Consider the following 15,148-nt stretch of genomic DNA (forward strand, 5'->3'; position numbering starts at 1 on the left):
TAATTGTAAATCGTAATTAGTATTTGAATAGATGATACATCTAGTTTGGCTGGTACCATTTTTACCATTATTAGGTTTCCTGGTGAATGGATTGGGAAGAAGATACCTCTCCAAATCACTGGCGGGTATAGTAGGAAGCGGAGCTGTATTGGCTGCCTTTGTAATTAGCTTACTGATCTTCCTGGAGGTGAAAGCCCCCGGATTTCAGGCGCAGACAGTTACGTTGTTTGACTTTATTTCCGCAGGCAGCCTGCACATACCTTTCGCATTCCAGGTAGACCAGCTGAGCGCTTTATTTTTGCTGATCATTACCGGTGTTGGTTCTCTGATCCATATTTACTCCACTTCTTACATGCATGATGAAACCAGTGAAGGGTTTGCGCGTTATTTCGCTTACCTCAACCTGTTCGTTTTCTCCATGCTGATACTTGTACTGGGCGCTAACTATGTGATGATGTTCATCGGATGGGAAGGCGTAGGGCTTTGCTCTTACCTGCTTATCGGGTTCTGGTTCAAAAACACCGCTTATAACAATGCTGCCAAGAAGGCTTTCGTGATGAACCGTATCGGTGACCTCGGCTTCCTGCTGGGTATCTTCGCGATGATCGTGAAATTTGGCAGTGTAACTTTTCCTGAAGTATTTGAAAAAGCTGCAGCAGTTGGCGCAGGTGATAAGATAATACCTGTTATCGCTATCCTACTGTTTGTTGGTGCTGCCGGTAAATCTGCCCAGCTGCCTTTATACACCTGGTTACCTGATGCGATGGCGGGTCCTACACCTGTATCTGCCCTGATCCACGCTGCTACGATGGTGACCGCAGGTATCTACATGATTGCACGCAGCAATGTGTTATATACACTTGCTCCATGCATTCAGACTGTTGTTGCTGTAATAGGTCTGGCTACTGCGGTACTCGCAGCTTCCATTGCACTTAAACAGGATGATATTAAGAAAGTATTGGCTTACTCCACTGTGAGCCAGCTGGGATATATGTTCCTCGCTCTGGGAGTAGGCGCTTATACGACTGCTGTATTCCATGTAATGACTCACGCATTCTTCAAAGCGCTGTTGTTCCTGGGTTCCGGTTCAGTGATCCACGCGATGGGTGGTGAACAGAACATCAATAAAATGGGCGGACTGAAAAAGTACATGCCTGTTACACACATTACCTTCCTGATCGGATGTCTGGCTATTGCCGGTATCCCTGGTCTGTCAGGCTTCTTCTCCAAAGATGAGATCCTGGCTGAAACATTTATCAATAATAAGATCATGTATGCAATAGCACTCATCACAGCGCTGATGACTGCCTTCTACATGTTCCGTTTATACTACATTACTTTCTGCGGTAAGTTCCGCGGTACGCACGAGCAGGAACATCACCTGCACGAAAGTCCGGCGGCTATTACTATCCCGCTGATCGTTCTGGCTATCCTTTCAGTAATAGGTGGTTATATTGGTTTACCAGAAGTATTCGGTACCCATAGCCTGCTGAAAGAATACCTGGCGCCTGTGTTTGCAGGATCAGCACCATTTGTACACGAACATGAGCATTTGTCTCATAACACTGAATGGCTGCTGATGGCACTTAGCTCCGTGCTGGTGATCATCACCATCTTCCTTGCACGTGCCTGGTACCGCAATTATGAAGACAATGGAGAACCACGTACCGGTATTGCCAAAGTATTGGAGAACAAATGGTATGTGGATGAGTTATACGATGCTATCATAGTGAAACCCCTGATGATGTTGAGCCGTTTCTTTGAAGAGGCGATCGAAAAATCAGGTATTGACCGGTTAGTAAATGGTGTAGGCCGTGGAGTACATTGGGGTAGTCAGCAGGTAAGACTGCTGCAGAGCGGACAGGTAGGTTTCTACATCTTTGCCATGGTAATTGGAATGGTAGTTTTATTTGTGATAGGCTTTCTGCTGAAGTAGGAGATACCTGTATCATCATTAAAAAAGGACAAGTTTAGATAAAATTATGTTGACAGTATTACTCATATTGATTCCTTTAGTTGCGGGCCTGATTACGTTTGGTCTGAAGGGGTCTGGACCGAAAGCGCTGGGTTTGATAGCATCCCTGGCTTCGCTGGCAGTAACGCTTGGTGCCTTGTTCCAGTTCCGGACTGCTCCGGCCAGTCTGCAGTTTTCTGCAAGCTGGATACCTCAGCTGGGTGCTCAGTTCAGCGTAGGTCTGGATGGAATGGGCCTGATGCTTTGTTTGCTGACAGCTATTTCTTTCCTGCTGATCTTTATCGTTATTTTCAACAGGGATTACGAGCGTGCAAACAGTTTCTACGGCCTGATGCTGCTTTCTCAGGCAGGCCTGGTAGGTGTTTTCACAGCTTACGATGCTTTGTTGTTCTACGTTTTCTGGGAGCTCGCACTGATTCCGGTGTACTTCCTCTGTTCACTCTGGGGTGGCGAAAAACGTATTCCTGTTACATTCAAGTTCTTCGTATACACGTTTGCAGGTTCACTGCTCATGCTGATAGGCCTGATCTATATCTATCTGCAAACACCGGAACATTCCTTCAGCTACGCCAGCTTTACTGGTGGCAACGTAGCTCCGCAGGACCAGTCATGGTTGTTCTGGCTCTTCTTTGTAGCCTTTGCTATCAAGATGCCGGTTTTCCCTTTCCATACCTGGCAGCCGGATACTTACGAACAGTCTCCGACCCCTGTTACAATGGTACTTTCCGGTATCATGGTAAAGATGGGTCTATTTGGTGTGATACGCTGGTTACTGCCTGTATTGCCGAAGGGAGCTTATATGTGGTCAGATGTTGCGATCGTATTGTCCATCATCGGTATCATCTACGCATCCTGCATCGCTATCGTACAGTCAGATATCAAACGCCTGATCGCTTATTCTTCCATTGCCCACATTGGTTTGATGAGCGCAGCTATCTTCACGAACAATGAGCAGAGCTTACAGGGTTTGATGGTGCAGATGTTTAACCACGGCATTAACATCATCGGTCTGTGGATCATCGTTGAGATTATCCAGAACCGTCTGAAGATCAAAAACCTGAACGAGATGGGAGGTATTGCACAGTATGCACCTGGCATCGCTATCTTCTTTGTGACCATCAGTTTTGCGAATGTTGCATTACCACTGACCAATGGTTTTGTCGGGGAGTTCCTGATGTTCAGCGGTCTGTTCCAATATAATGTGTGGTTTATGGCAGTTGCCGGACTGGGTGTTATCCTGGGAGCGGTGTACACACTGAATATGGTGCAGAAAGTGATCTTCGGTCAAAGCAATGCACTGACAGAGACCACTACTGACCTGAAAGGAAATGAGCTGCTGGTGCTGAGCATTATTGTAGTGATCATTCTGGCGCTGGGCGTATATCCAAAGCCTATGCTGGAACTGGTAAGCAGCACTACTGAATTGGTTAACAAGGTTTATTAAAAAGTTGTTCTTTCGTAACACAGGAATATGAATGCATTAATATCTACTGCTTTATCGGGCGTTGTAATGATGTTTGCGGGTTTATTTGTAACTAATAAGCAGCGCATTAAGTATATAGCCATCTTTGTCCTGCTGGTTTGTCTGGCGGCTAACCTGGCTGAGTTATCCACTATAGGAGCAGGTGAACGTACATTTTATGGCATGATCACAGTCAGCCATTTCAGCATTCTGTTCAATGCCATAGCATTGAGCGCTACGCTGATCCTTTTTATGCTGTCAGGCAGTGCATTTGAGAATGTGGGAGAGCATGTGTCAGATTATTTCGCACTGATCTTTTTCATTCTTTCAGGTATCACGTTGGCTTCTACTTTCAGCAGTTTATTAATGCTTTTCCTGGCAATAGAGATCATTTCTATTCCACAGTATATACTGGCAGGTGCTGATAAGAAAACACCTAAAAGCAGTGAGGCTTCCCTGAAATACTTCCTGATGGGGTCTTTCTCTACAGGTATCCTGCTGATGGGTATCACCCTGATCTATGGCGCTACCGGTACTTTCAACGTAGCCGATCTGGGACTGGGAGCTGGCAAGGTAAACACACTGGCACTCTGCGGTATCATCCTGCTGGCTTTTGCATTATCCTTTAAAGTATCTGCCGTACCGTTCCACTTCTGGACACCGGACGTATATGATGGTTCACCTACCGTATTTACTTCTTTCATGGCGACTGTAGTGAAGGCTGGTGGATTTATCGCCTTCATCAGGATCTTCCATGGCGCTTTCATCGGCGAACGTATTACTGCAGACTGGCAGTTATTGCTGGCAATCATCACTGCCGCAACACTGATCATCGGGAACTTCACAGCAGTATTCCAGCAAAGTGTAAAACGTATGCTGGCTTACTCCAGTATCGCCCAGGCAGGTTTCATGCTGATGGCGGTGGTATCAATTAATACTCATGCTACACAGGGTATCATCCTGTATGCAGCTGCCTATAGTATTGCTACCATTGGCATCTTCGCAGTAATGATCAAGCTGAAGGACTATACATTTGATGGCTTCAATGGCCTGGCACGTACACAACCGGTACTGGCTGTTACAACTGCTATCTTTGTATGTTCACTGGCAGGTATTCCGCTTACAGCAGGTTTCTTCGCTAAATACTTTGTGCTGACAGCTGTTGTTGAACAGGGTAACCTGTTATGGCTGGCGATAGTAGGTGTGATATGCGCAGCGATCAGTGCTTATTACTATTTCCGTGTCATCATTGCGATGTATTTCAAACAGGGAGAAGCAGAAACAGCTCCTATCTCCGGAGGTTTCAAAACGATGCTCATTATTACAGCAGCCATCGTGATACTGCTTGGTGTCTTCCCGGGACTCTTACTACAGTTTATTTAAGACTTTAGATAAAATGAAAATACCGGCCAACTGGCCGGTATTTTTTGTTGGTGCTGCTTTTCAAACGATGTGGCGTTAGTGTGCCGCCACAGAAGAAAGACTTTGTTCCTGCGCTGTGATGCTTTCCAGTAATGTAAGCTGGTTTCGCGCTCTTAGCAGGTTATGTTTGTCATATTTTGAACCGTAGTAAACATCGTTGTTGAAATAGTCCGTAAGGAAGCGGATAGCCTGCATATATATCATGAACTGCCCCGCATATACCAGGTGTGCCTGTTCTGTAATACTCAGTTCGTCTTTCATTTCACTGAGGTATCCATTCACAATAGCGGTATAATATTCTTTCCTCATTTTTACCTTGCTCAGGTCTGTTTCCTCTTCACTGGCGGGAGATAGGTAGGTCCGCATCATATCGCCAAAATCACTGATAAAATAGCCAGGCATAACGGTATCAAGGTCTATTACACAGATGCCCTTGTTATCTGCATCAAACAACACGTTGCTGATCTTCGTGTCGTGATGCGTTACTCTCACTTTAAAATAAGGGCTATGTTGAATAGTGTTGAATATATCTGTCAGGTATTTATAACTGCGGATGGTATTGATGTCTTCACTGGCCTCCGCTATACGTGCAGCATTACCTTGCTGAACTGCCTGCTCAAACTGTGCATAACGTAAGGTGAGATTGTGAAAGTCCGGCAGGGTCACTTGTATCTCACTGGTATCGATACCGGAAAGTAATCTTGTAAAACGTCCGAATTGTCTGGCTGCTTCATATGCCAGTTGTTCGTTATTCACAACATCATAGCTGTGTGAATTGGATACAAAAGGCTGCAGACGGAAATACTCACCCTCCGGCGTAATGACCATATCCTGTTTATCTGTAGTTTGTACCGGTTGTACAAAGAAGTAATCAGGATGGTATTTATCCAGATAATCACCTATGGTACTGATGTTCTGTGCAATCAGCGCAGGCTTTTTAAATACCTGGTGATTGATACGTTGCAGGATGTAAGTATTATCAGCATTGGATACTTTCCAGGTGGCATTGATTAGCCCACTGCCAAATGGTTGAATGAGACATTCTTCCATTACTAATCCATAAGCTGTTAATATATTCTGCATTGCTGGTTGATAAAATTGCGATGCTTCAAACATAACGATAAGAATTGAGAGAATGACTGGACAAACGGTTGCGCAAATTTACCTGCCAGGTGCAATGACCAGTCGTGAGTCGATCACTGTCTGCTGGTACCGGTCAGCCGCCAGTTTGCCGGAAAGTAGTTCCAGCAGGATCTCTGTGGCTTTTTGTCCCTGGAGGTATGGATACTGTTCTACAGAAGCAAGAGGAGGGAAGGCCATGTAACTACTAATGGGCAGATTAGCATAGCTGACAAAAGTGATGTCTTTATTGATCTCCAGTCCCTGTTCAACCGCGTATTGTACGGCATCCTGGGATACGTAGTCATTGAATGCGACGATAGCGGTCACTTTCCTTTTGTGCGACAGCAGCTGTTGCATGGCATTGCGGGTACCTTCTTTTGTAAGATCGGCATTGACATTCAAACTGGCGTCATATTTCAGCCGTTGTTGCTGCATGGCTTTCTGGTAGCCTGTTGTGCGTTGCTGACTGGCTATCAGTTTTTCAGGGCCATTGATCATACCGATAACGCGATGCCCCCGCTGTAATAGGAGAGATACGGCCTGTATGGTGCCTGATTCCATATTTGAAGCTACGTAGTGAATATCCGGCATATTGGGGATGCGGTCAAAGAATACGACCGGGATGTTATATTTCCGCAACATCTCAAAATGTGCATAATTCACGGTATTCTTAGCCAGGGAAACGAGTAGTCCGTCTACCCGGTGGTTCTTCATTATTTCTACGATCTTCTGCTCCCTTTCAGTGTCATCATGGGATTGCCCCAGCAGGACCATATAATTGCTCTTATTGGCCGTGTCTTCTATACCGCTGATGGCAGCCGAAAAGAAAGCTTCGGATAGTTCCGGTAAAACAATGCCGAGCGTAAAGGTCTTTTTTTGCTGAAAGAAAATGGCGGTCTGATTAGGCTCATATTGCAGTTCACGGGCCAGTTCCTGCACCTTCAACCTGGTTCTCAGCCCGATACGCGGATGATCGTGCAGTGCCCTGGAAACAGTCGAAGCAGCCAGGTTCAGCCTTTTGGCGATTTCTTTTATGGTCGGGGGATTGGGCATCTGGCCTTTTATATAATAAAAGTAGCGGAAAAAAACTTTTTATTAACTTTAAATCATGCAGTTCCTCGACACATTTTCCCTCGCCTTTCGCTCTGTTGCCGGCAACCGTTTGCGCGCAGGGCTTACTGTTGCCATCATTGGTTTTGGTATTATGGCCCTTGTAGGCATTTTTACCGCCATAGACAGCATGAAGAACAGTATCTACAGCAGCTTCGCCAATATGGGAGCCAACAGCTTCAATATTCAGAGCAGAGCTTTGAGGATACGTATCGGTGGTGGTGGAGAAGCGAAGAAAGGCGACAAAAAATCAAAAGTAAAAACGTCCAATAGTAATATTCCAATTACTTACAAGGAAGCTATGGACTTTAAAAAACGGTATTCTTTCCCCGCTGTAGTCAGTTTGTCAACAAATGCCACAGGGAACGCTACCGTGTATAAAGACGACAAGAAAACAAATCCCAATGTCCGTGTGATGGGAGGTGATGAAAGTTATCTGCAGCTTTCTAACTATACACTTCGTGAAGGACGGAACCTGAATTTGCTGGATGTGGAGTCAGGAAGGAACGTAGCACTTTTGGGAATGGATGTAGCGAAGAAACTGTTTGGCGATAATCTCAGGAATGTAGTGAACAGCAGTATACGTGTGGGCAATGTACGCTACCGTGTCGTAGGCGTATTACAGCCGAAGGGGAATAGTGGTTTTATGAGTGCGGACAATGTGATCATCACAACGGTGAATAATACACGGAGAGTGTTTGACCGTCCGAATATCAACTACAATATCGGTGTTTCCGTAAAAGACATTACTAAGATGGAAGCCGCTATTGGAGAGGCTACTGGCATGTTCAGGATCATCCGTCATCTCTCGCTGGGTGAAGAAGAGAATTTTTACATCAATAAAAGTGACAGTGTTGCCGAGATGTTGTTTAACTTGTTGGGTGTTGTGGTATTTGCTGCAATTCTGATCGGGGCTATTACCTTGTTTGGTTCTGCTATCGGGTTGACGAATATCATGCTGGTATCGGTAGCAGAACGTACCCGCGAGATCGGCGTCATCAAAGCGATGGGCGCTACGAGGAAAGTGATACGCCAGCAGTTCGTATATGAAGCCATCATCATCAGTTTGCTGGGAGGCTTGCTGGGAGTGATATTGGGAATGCTGGTGGGTAATATTGTTTCATTGCTGTTAGATACCGACTTTATAATTCCGTGGGTATGGATAACGACAGGTATAATCATCTGTGCGGCCGTAGGGCTTGCATCAGGTATATATCCGGCCATTAAGGCTTCCCGTCTGGACCCGATAGTTGCATTACGTTACGAATAATTAACAGGCGCCTGCCAATATCCTATTGATTCATGGCTTTAGTAGTTGTAGTATTTGCTTCGATCCTGCTGCTGGTACTTCTGGTAGCTTATTTCCGGTTAAACACATTCATTGCGTTCCTTATTGTCTGCCTGTTCATGGGACTGGCATTGAACGTGGTCAGGGAACCTGCACAGAGAATGTCCATTGCTGATATTACCCAGTCTATACAGACAGGTATCGGTAAAACATTAGGTTCACTTGTTATCATCATTGTATTCGGTAGCATGCTGGGTAAGCTGGTGGCTGAAAGCGGCGCTGCACAACGAATTGCAAATGGGCTGATGCAGGTGTTCGGACGTAAATATGTACAATGGTCATTGATGCTGACAGGGTTTATTGTCGGCATTCCTTTGTTCTACAATATCGGTTTTGTACTGATGGTGCCGCTGATCTTTACAGTTGCTGCACGCACTAAACTACCTGCCGTTTATTTGGGTATTCCCATGCTGGCGTCATTGTCTGTCACGCATGGCTACTTACCGCCCCACCCTTCGCCTACAGCTTTAGTAGGAGCCTTCCATGCCAATATGGGATTAACGCTGATATACGGCCTCCTGGTGGCTATTCCCGCTATTGTACTGGCAGGACCTGTCTTCAGCCGTTTCCTTAAAAAATATACACAGGAACCCGCGCAACTGTTTACCGCTGCTACACTTCCGGAGGATCAGTTGCCTGGTATGACGACAAGCATTATTGCTGCGTTGCTGCCTGTATTGTTGCTGGCTGCTACCTCTCTTGTGAAGCTGAAGGTAGCACCGGAAAGTGCCGTATATGGTATTGCTAACTGGTTGGGAGACCCTGTGATCGTGATGTTGCTGGCAGTGCTGAATGGCGCCTACGTACTTGGTATACGCAGAGGATGGCCAATCAAAAAAGTGATGGGTACTATGGAGGATGCTATACGTGATGTATCTGTTATTATCCTTATCATTGGCGGTTCCGGTGCATTGACGCAGATGCTGCTGGACAGTAAGGTAAGTGATGTGATCAAAGAAGGATTAGGCAGCATGCATATGAACCCGCTTGTATTAGCGTGGAGTATCGCAGCGCTGATCCGTGTAAGCGTAGGTTCCGCTACCGTAGCGGGATTGACAGCCGCCGGTATTGTGGCGCCATTGGTAGTGGGCACGACGGTACATCCCAGTTTGATGGTGCTGGCCACCGGTGCAGGAAGCCTGATGTTTTCCCATGTGAACGACGGAGGCTTCTGGATGTTCAAGGAATATTTTAATTTGTCAGTGAAAGATACTTTCAAAACCTGGTCAATCATGGAAACGATCGTTTCTGTTGTAGGACTGATCGGGTGTTTGATCTTAAACCTCTTTATTTAATTACAAGCAAAACAGTGATCGTATGACACCAACAGAGAATTTTAAAGCGTTAGGATTATCATTACCACCAGCACCGGCACCATTAGGCGTATACAAACCATACCTCATAGACGGTAAGTACCTGTATCTGTCTGGACATGGTCCTGTACAGGATGATAAGAGCCTGATCATTGGCCGTATTGGTGTTGACTTTGATATGGAACAAGGCAAACTGGCAGCAAGACAAGTGGGCCTGACAATGTTGTCTACCATAGTAACAAACCTGGGTAGCCTGGATAAAGTGAAACGTGTGATCAAAGTATTGGGTATGGTGAACTGTACGCCGGACTTTGGCCGTCATCCTTACGTTATCAATGGTTGCAGCGAACTGTTTGCAAAAGTATGGGGTGAAGAAAATGGTATTGGCGTGCGCAGTGCGGTGGGCTTTGGTTCATTGCCTGATAACATTCCTGTGGAAATCGAAGCGCTGCTGGAACTTCACTAATTCAAACAACAGTCATGCATTGGTACGAATTGCATAATATCAATACTGTAGATAGTCCTGCGGTGCTTGTTTATCCGGAACGGATGCGTGAGAACATCCTGCTGGTGAAAAAGACAGTGGGAGATGTACAGCGTCTGCGTCCGCACATTAAGACGAGTAAGATGATCGAAGCCGTGCAGTTACTGCAGGGTGAAGGTATCAATAAGTTTAAGTGTGCAACTATCGCGGAAGCGGAAATGCTGGGGTTGGCCGGTGCTGCGGATGTGTTGCTGGCTTATCAGCCCATAGGGCCTAAAATAAGCCGGCTGCTGGAAGTAGTGGAACAGTATCCTGATACAAAGTATTCCTGCCTGGTGGATAACCGCACGGCAGCAATGGCGATCGCTGCGCTGTTCCTGGCTGCAAAACGTATTATTCCGGTATATCTTGATCTGAACATTGGAATGAACAGGACAGGCATTCCTGCAGGTCCTGGCGAAGCAGCACTGGAACTCTACCAGGAGTTGCAACATATGCCAGGTATTACGCCGGCTGGTTTACATGCATACGATGGTCATCTGCATGATGCAGACCCTGTAGTACGCAAAGAGAAATGTGATGCAGGCTTTGCGCCTGTAACAGCATTGGCGGCTGCTATTACAGCGGCAGGTGCGCCATCCCCGCAGATCATCGCCGGAGGCACTCCTACTTATGCATTTCATGCAGAAAGACCCGGTGTTGAATGTAGTCCTGGTACTTTCATCTTCTGGGACTGGGGATATCGGCGGGAGCTTCCTGAACAGGAGTTTGCCTATGCAGCAGTAGTAGCTACAAGGGTGATCTCTATCATTGATGACAGGCATCTGTGTGTAGATCTCGGGCACAAAGCACTTTCATCAGAGATGCCTCAACCGAGAGTACATTTTTTAGATGTTCCCGATGCAGCGCCAAAGGGGCATAGTGAAGAACACCTGGTTGTTGAAGTGCCGGATACTTCTCTATATCCCGTGGGCACTGTTTTCTACGGTATTCCTGTACACATTTGTCCGACGGTAGCGCTGCATGATCGTGTAGGCGTTGTTGAAGATAACAATTGTGTGGCCTACTGGAAGGTAGTAGCCAGGGATAGAAAGATCATGATCTAACTTATCAAAAAAATACTGACATGTTTATAGTAGATGCGCATCTTGATCTCAGCATGAATGCGATGGAATGGAACCGTAACCTGCGATTGCCGGTAGCTGATATCAGGAAGCGTGAGGAAGGACTGACAGATAAACCTGACCGTGCGAAAGGAGTGGTGTCATTTCCCGAGCTGCGCAAAGGAAATATCGGTCTGGTAGTAGCTACGCAGATAGCGCGATTTGTAGCGCCTGAGAACCCTTTGCCCGGTTGGTTTTCGCCGGAACAGGCATGGGCACAGACGCAGGGTCAGTTAGCGTGGTATAAGGCAATGGAAGATGCCGGGGAAATGTTCCAGATCACTAATCTGGCAGCCCTGGAGAAACATCTTGCATTGTGGAACGATGGTACGCCTAACACCGGTAAGCCTATTGGGTACATTCTTAGCCTGGAAGGCGCAGATTCTATTGTAGATATCAACTATCTGCAACGTGCTTATGACAATGGGTTACGCGCAGTAGGCCCTGCTCATTATGGCCCTGGCCGTTATGCGCAAGGTACTGACGCCACTGGTTTCATGGGACCTAAAGGGCATGCTTTACTAAAGGAAATGGAAAGGCTGAATATCATCCTGGATGCTACGCACTTGTGTGACGATAGTTTCTGGGAAGCAATGGAGCATTTCCACGGACATGTATGGGCCAGCCATAACAATGTACGTGCACTGGTAAACCATAACAGGCAGTTCTCTGATGAGCAGATAAAAGAACTGATCAGCCGTGGCGCAGTTATAGGCGGCGCTATGGATGCCTGGATGATGGTGCCGGGTTGGGTAAGGGGAGTATCTCAACCGAAAGAAATGGGTGCTTCGCTGGACGTACTGGTAGATCATATGGACCATATATGCCAGCTGGCAGGAAACGCGTTGCATGTTGGTATTGGGTCTGATCTGGACGGTGCTTTCGGAACAGAACAAAGTCCGTATGACCTGGAAACAATAGCTGATCTGCAGAAGATACCGGCCCTATTTGCCAAGAGAGGTTATTCTGATGCCGATATTGACAACATTATGCATGGTAACTGGCTCCGGTTCCTGCGTAAGGCCTGGAAGTAAGCGTTAATAAAACAACTGCGACAGCACATTGGTCATGTCATTGGTTGCTGGTTTCAGTTCCTGGAAACCGGTGAATTGCTCTGGTGTCAGTACTGTTTTCAGTTTTCTGTTAAAGCTGTTCTGGAAGCTTTTCAGTTTGGTATTATAGGCCTTCGGGTTGCTATTGTTCATGGAAAGGATGGTAGACCGTTGTTCCAGGAAGTTGGTGACAGCAGTCAATATCTTTGGTTGTTGTTCCTCCGTTAAGGTCAGTGCAGTTTTCAGCTTACTAGTGATGGAACGGGCATTGCCTTCAATATTGGAAAGTGGCGCTTGTTGCAATTGAGCATAGCCGGGGGAGGAGACAAAGGCTAAACCTGTCAGCAGTAACAATGATAGCAATAAGGTATTTTTCATCTGACTGGATTTATGAGGAAGTTAGCACATTTATTAACATCCGGAGGGAACTCAATAAACTAAATAAAAAAAGGAATACCGGATCTTCGGTATTCCTTTTTTTAACAGACAAAGGTCTGTTTATTTCATCACCAGTTTGACTGGTTTAGGTACTTCATTCATATCATTGTCCAACACCACGTATTCTGCCTCTACAGTCTTATTATCGAGCCATTTCATCTGGCCCGGGCCCCACTTATCAAACTGCACATCTCCCTCGGGAATCAGCTTATTATCGCGATATGAAAAGAGCTGGAAGCCGTTGTTGTTGAAGCCGGCGATCAGGTCGACAGAAGCGCAGATGACATATTTATGATCAGGAGAGATGGCAGGGACGCCCCATACGTGTGTGATCTCCCCGTTATCGGCATTGATCAGCACATAGTCGCTGGATTCATAGTAGCTGCCAAACACGAGATATTGATGAATTGCGGGCAGATAGCCGGCGTAAAAGAAGATGCTGTATTGATCGTCTTCCTCTTTGGTATTATTGGCGAGAACAGTTGTCTTGCCATTACTCAGGGTGAAGATCAGGGAGTCGCTTATACGTTTAACACGGGCTTTATCATCTATCAGCAGGCTGTATTCAGCGCTGTCATAATCGGGCGTACCTTGTTTCTCGAATGAAGAATGTTCGAGCGGGTAGATAGAGAAAGACTTGTTACCGACAGAGAAGGTATCTGTATTAACGGGTACTTTACCTGTTGAGGGAGGTTCTTCTATATGTGCAGTATCTGTCGTACTAACAGTGGTATCCTGTCCATTGCAGGCTACCATCAACCCTGCAATAAAAAATAGAGGTAAATACTTTTTCATATGATGGCGCAAATATAAATAACTACATAAAAAAATCCCGTCTCATTTAGAACGAGACGGGATTTTTTTGAAGAATATGTAGTCTTATTCAGCTACAACTTCGAATTCCAGTTCAGCTTCGTTGCCTTTACCGAAATCCAGTCTTGCTTTATAAGTGCCTAATTCTTTTACGTCATCCAGGATGTGGATGCGGCGACGATCGATTTCGTAACCTTTCTGCTCTTTAATAGCACGTGCGATCTGCACACCAGTTACGCTACCGAAAATCTTACCGGAAGTACCAGTTTTAGCGCCAATTTTAACGGGACCTGCTTTCAGCACTTCCACAACTTTGGCAATTTCAGCCAGCATTTTCTCTTCTTTTACTTTCTGCACTTTTACGCGCTCCTGAAGTTGCTTCAGGTTAGAAGGGCTAGCTTCTACCGCAAATTTCTGCGGAATCAGAAAATTCCTGGCATAACCGTTTTTAACGGTAGCCAGCTCATTCTTCTGGCCCAGGTTATCTACGTCTTGTATTAAGATTACTTGCATTGTTAATTAGTTTTAAGGACCTTTAATTTACCCGGTAAGGACCAGGAAACCAGTAGGTTTGTTTACTTTAAAAGGTCAGTAACGTAAGGTAACAAAGCCATTTGACGGGCTTTTTTAATAGCCTGCGCTACTTTACGCTGGAATTTCAGAGAGTTACCAGTGATACGACGAGGTAACATTTTACCCTGATCGTTCAGGAATTTCTTCAGGAACTCAGCGTCTTTGTAATCCACATACCGGATGCCTAACTTTTTGAAACGGCAATATTTCTTAGCACGTTTCTCTTGTTTTACGGCGGTTAAGTACTTAATTTCTTGTTTTACTGCCATAATTTTAAGCTTCTGCGGTTTTAGAATCAGCGTTCACGCCATGTCTTTTGCGGCCATTGTACTGTACAGCATATTTGTCTAATGCTGTGATCATGTGACGCAGTACATTTTCGTCACGGTTCAGCTGAATTTTCAGCTTCTCATTGAGGTCGGATGGCGCGCTGTACTCCAGAACCAGGTACATGCCCGTGGTTTTCTTCTGGATTGGGTACGCCAGTGATTTTAATCCCCAGGGATTTTCGTGCGTTACATCTCCGCCATTCTCTTTAATGAGATCAGCGAATTTTTTCTGAGCAGCTTTGTAGTCTTCCTCAGACAGCACAGGGGTAAAAATCACCATCAATTCGTAGTTCATAAATTTCCCTGTTTTTAAATGTTGTTAAAAAAAATTAGGAGTGCAAAGATACTTAAATTGCTGACACCAGCAAATAAAAGACCCGGATTGATTTTCCGGTTTTTCTGCGTAAATGCCGTTTCAGCATTCAGGGATCTAACTTTACTGATATTCGGTTAAGTATCGCTTATGTATCGCTCATCCTACGTTCATCTTACGTTCATGAACGTAAGATGAACGTAGGATGAGCGATACATAAGCGATACTTAA

The 15,148-nt window shown here is 45.6% G+C and carries 15 protein-coding genes; 8 read left to right on the plus strand and 7 right to left on the minus strand.

Annotation, left to right across the window (positions count from 1 at the left end; all coding sequences use genetic code 11):
- The first annotated feature begins 31 nt into the window (after positions 1–31).
- Genes nuoL through C7475_RS24905 form a run of 3 tightly spaced genes read left to right on the plus strand, consistent with a single transcriptional unit; the run spans position 32 to position 4,820 of the window.
- Positions 32–1,936 carry an NADH-quinone oxidoreductase subunit L gene (gene nuoL, locus C7475_RS24895; RefSeq protein WP_110056117.1) on the plus strand — a complete coding sequence of 635 codons (1,905 nt, stop codon included), beginning with the start codon at positions 32–34 and terminating at the stop codon, positions 1,934–1,936.
- 46 nt (positions 1,937–1,982) lie between these two features.
- Positions 1,983–3,419: a NuoM family protein gene (locus C7475_RS24900; RefSeq protein ID WP_110056118.1), complete on the plus strand. Its 1,437-nt coding sequence runs from the start codon at positions 1,983–1,985 to the stop codon at positions 3,417–3,419.
- 27 nt (positions 3,420–3,446) lie between these two features.
- Entirely contained in the window at positions 3,447–4,820 is a 1,374-nt protein-coding gene (locus C7475_RS24905) for an NADH-quinone oxidoreductase subunit N (RefSeq protein WP_110056119.1), read from the plus strand.
- Between the two features lie 75 nt (positions 4,821–4,895).
- Here the strand turns inward: C7475_RS24905 and C7475_RS24910 are convergent, their stop codons facing one another.
- Positions 4,896–5,942, minus strand: a complete 1,047-nt coding sequence (locus tag C7475_RS24910) for a phosphotransferase enzyme family protein (protein WP_110056120.1) — start codon at positions 5,940–5,942, stop codon at positions 4,896–4,898.
- Between the two features lie 78 nt (positions 5,943–6,020).
- Positions 6,021–7,034, minus strand: coding sequence for a LacI family DNA-binding transcriptional regulator (locus C7475_RS24915; protein WP_110056121.1), 1,014 nt, complete (start codon positions 7,032–7,034; stop codon positions 6,021–6,023).
- A gap of 55 nt (positions 7,035–7,089) precedes the next feature.
- Here C7475_RS24915 and C7475_RS24920 point away from each other — a divergent pair, with 55 nt between their 5' ends.
- From C7475_RS24920 to C7475_RS24940, 5 genes are read left to right on the plus strand one after another with little or no spacing between them, the layout of a single operon-like run.
- Entirely contained in the window at positions 7,090–8,361 is a 1,272-nt protein-coding gene (locus C7475_RS24920) for an ABC transporter permease (protein WP_110056122.1), read from the plus strand.
- Positions 8,362–8,393: 32 nt separating this feature from the next.
- Positions 8,394–9,734 (plus strand): gluconate:H+ symporter, encoded by a 1,341-nt coding sequence (locus tag C7475_RS24925; protein WP_110056123.1) that lies wholly within the window; start codon positions 8,394–8,396, stop codon positions 9,732–9,734.
- Between the two features lie 22 nt (positions 9,735–9,756).
- Positions 9,757–10,218 (plus strand): RidA family protein, encoded by a 462-nt coding sequence (locus C7475_RS24930; protein WP_110056124.1) that lies wholly within the window; start codon positions 9,757–9,759, stop codon positions 10,216–10,218.
- Positions 10,219–10,232: 14 nt separating this feature from the next.
- Positions 10,233–11,342, plus strand: a complete 1,110-nt coding sequence (locus C7475_RS24935; RefSeq protein ID WP_110056125.1) for a D-TA family PLP-dependent enzyme — start codon at positions 10,233–10,235, stop codon at positions 11,340–11,342.
- A 20-nt stretch (positions 11,343–11,362) separates the two neighbouring features.
- On the plus strand, positions 11,363–12,433 hold the full coding sequence (locus tag C7475_RS24940; RefSeq protein WP_110056126.1) for a dipeptidase: 1,071 nt from the start codon (positions 11,363–11,365) through the stop codon (positions 12,431–12,433).
- 3 nt (positions 12,434–12,436) lie between these two features.
- Here the strand turns inward: C7475_RS24940 and C7475_RS24945 are convergent, their stop codons facing one another.
- From C7475_RS24945 to rpsF, 5 genes are all read right to left on the minus strand, one after another.
- Positions 12,437–12,829: a hypothetical protein gene (locus C7475_RS24945; protein WP_110056127.1), complete on the minus strand. Its 393-nt coding sequence runs from the start codon at positions 12,827–12,829 to the stop codon at positions 12,437–12,439.
- Between the two features lie 120 nt (positions 12,830–12,949).
- Positions 12,950–13,684: a hypothetical protein gene (locus C7475_RS24950; protein ID WP_146217645.1), complete on the minus strand. Its 735-nt coding sequence runs from the start codon at positions 13,682–13,684 to the stop codon at positions 12,950–12,952.
- A gap of 84 nt (positions 13,685–13,768) precedes the next feature.
- Entirely contained in the window at positions 13,769–14,215 is a 447-nt protein-coding gene (gene rplI / locus C7475_RS24955) for a 50S ribosomal protein L9 (protein ID WP_110056129.1), read from the minus strand.
- Positions 14,216–14,277: 62 nt separating this feature from the next.
- Positions 14,278–14,544: a 30S ribosomal protein S18 gene (gene rpsR / locus C7475_RS24960; RefSeq protein WP_089828299.1), complete on the minus strand. Its 267-nt coding sequence runs from the start codon at positions 14,542–14,544 to the stop codon at positions 14,278–14,280.
- 4 nt (positions 14,545–14,548) lie between these two features.
- Entirely contained in the window at positions 14,549–14,899 is a 351-nt protein-coding gene (gene rpsF, locus C7475_RS24965; RefSeq protein ID WP_106601492.1) for a 30S ribosomal protein S6, read from the minus strand.
- Between the last annotated feature and the right edge of the window lie 249 nt (positions 14,900–15,148).

The organism is Chitinophaga sp. S165 (assembly GCF_003182155.1).
Lineage (GTDB): Bacteria > Bacteroidota > Bacteroidia > Chitinophagales > Chitinophagaceae > Chitinophaga.

Bases quoted from the DNA above. Each gene is read 5' to 3' on its own strand.
- nuoL (WP_110056117.1), top strand. From the start codon at position 32: ATGATACATCTAGTTTGGCTGGTACCATTTTTACCATTATTAGGTTTC.
- C7475_RS24900 (WP_110056118.1), top strand. From the start codon at position 1,983: ATGTTGACAGTATTACTCATATTGATTCCTTTAGTTGCGGGCCTGATT.
- C7475_RS24905 (WP_110056119.1), top strand. From the start codon at position 3,447: ATGAATGCATTAATATCTACTGCTTTATCGGGCGTTGTAATGATGTTT.
- C7475_RS24910 (WP_110056120.1), bottom strand. From the start codon at position 5,942: ATGCAGAATATATTAACAGCTTATGGATTAGTAATGGAAGAATGTCTC.
- C7475_RS24915 (WP_110056121.1), bottom strand. From the start codon at position 7,034: ATGCCCAATCCCCCGACCATAAAAGAAATCGCCAAAAGGCTGAACCTG.
- C7475_RS24920 (WP_110056122.1), top strand. From the start codon at position 7,090: ATGCAGTTCCTCGACACATTTTCCCTCGCCTTTCGCTCTGTTGCCGGC.
- C7475_RS24925 (WP_110056123.1), top strand. From the start codon at position 8,394: ATGGCTTTAGTAGTTGTAGTATTTGCTTCGATCCTGCTGCTGGTACTT.
- C7475_RS24930 (WP_110056124.1), top strand. From the start codon at position 9,757: ATGACACCAACAGAGAATTTTAAAGCGTTAGGATTATCATTACCACCA.
- C7475_RS24935 (WP_110056125.1), top strand. From the start codon at position 10,233: ATGCATTGGTACGAATTGCATAATATCAATACTGTAGATAGTCCTGCG.
- C7475_RS24940 (WP_110056126.1), top strand. From the start codon at position 11,363: ATGTTTATAGTAGATGCGCATCTTGATCTCAGCATGAATGCGATGGAA.
- C7475_RS24945 (WP_110056127.1), bottom strand. From the start codon at position 12,829: ATGAAAAATACCTTATTGCTATCATTGTTACTGCTGACAGGTTTAGCC.
- C7475_RS24950 (WP_146217645.1), bottom strand. From the start codon at position 13,684: ATGAAAAAGTATTTACCTCTATTTTTTATTGCAGGGTTGATGGTAGCC.
- rplI (WP_110056129.1), bottom strand. From the start codon at position 14,215: ATGCAAGTAATCTTAATACAAGACGTAGATAACCTGGGCCAGAAGAAT.
- rpsR (WP_089828299.1), bottom strand. From the start codon at position 14,544: ATGGCAGTAAAACAAGAAATTAAGTACTTAACCGCCGTAAAACAAGAG.
- rpsF (WP_106601492.1), bottom strand. From the start codon at position 14,899: ATGAACTACGAATTGATGGTGATTTTTACCCCTGTGCTGTCTGAGGAA.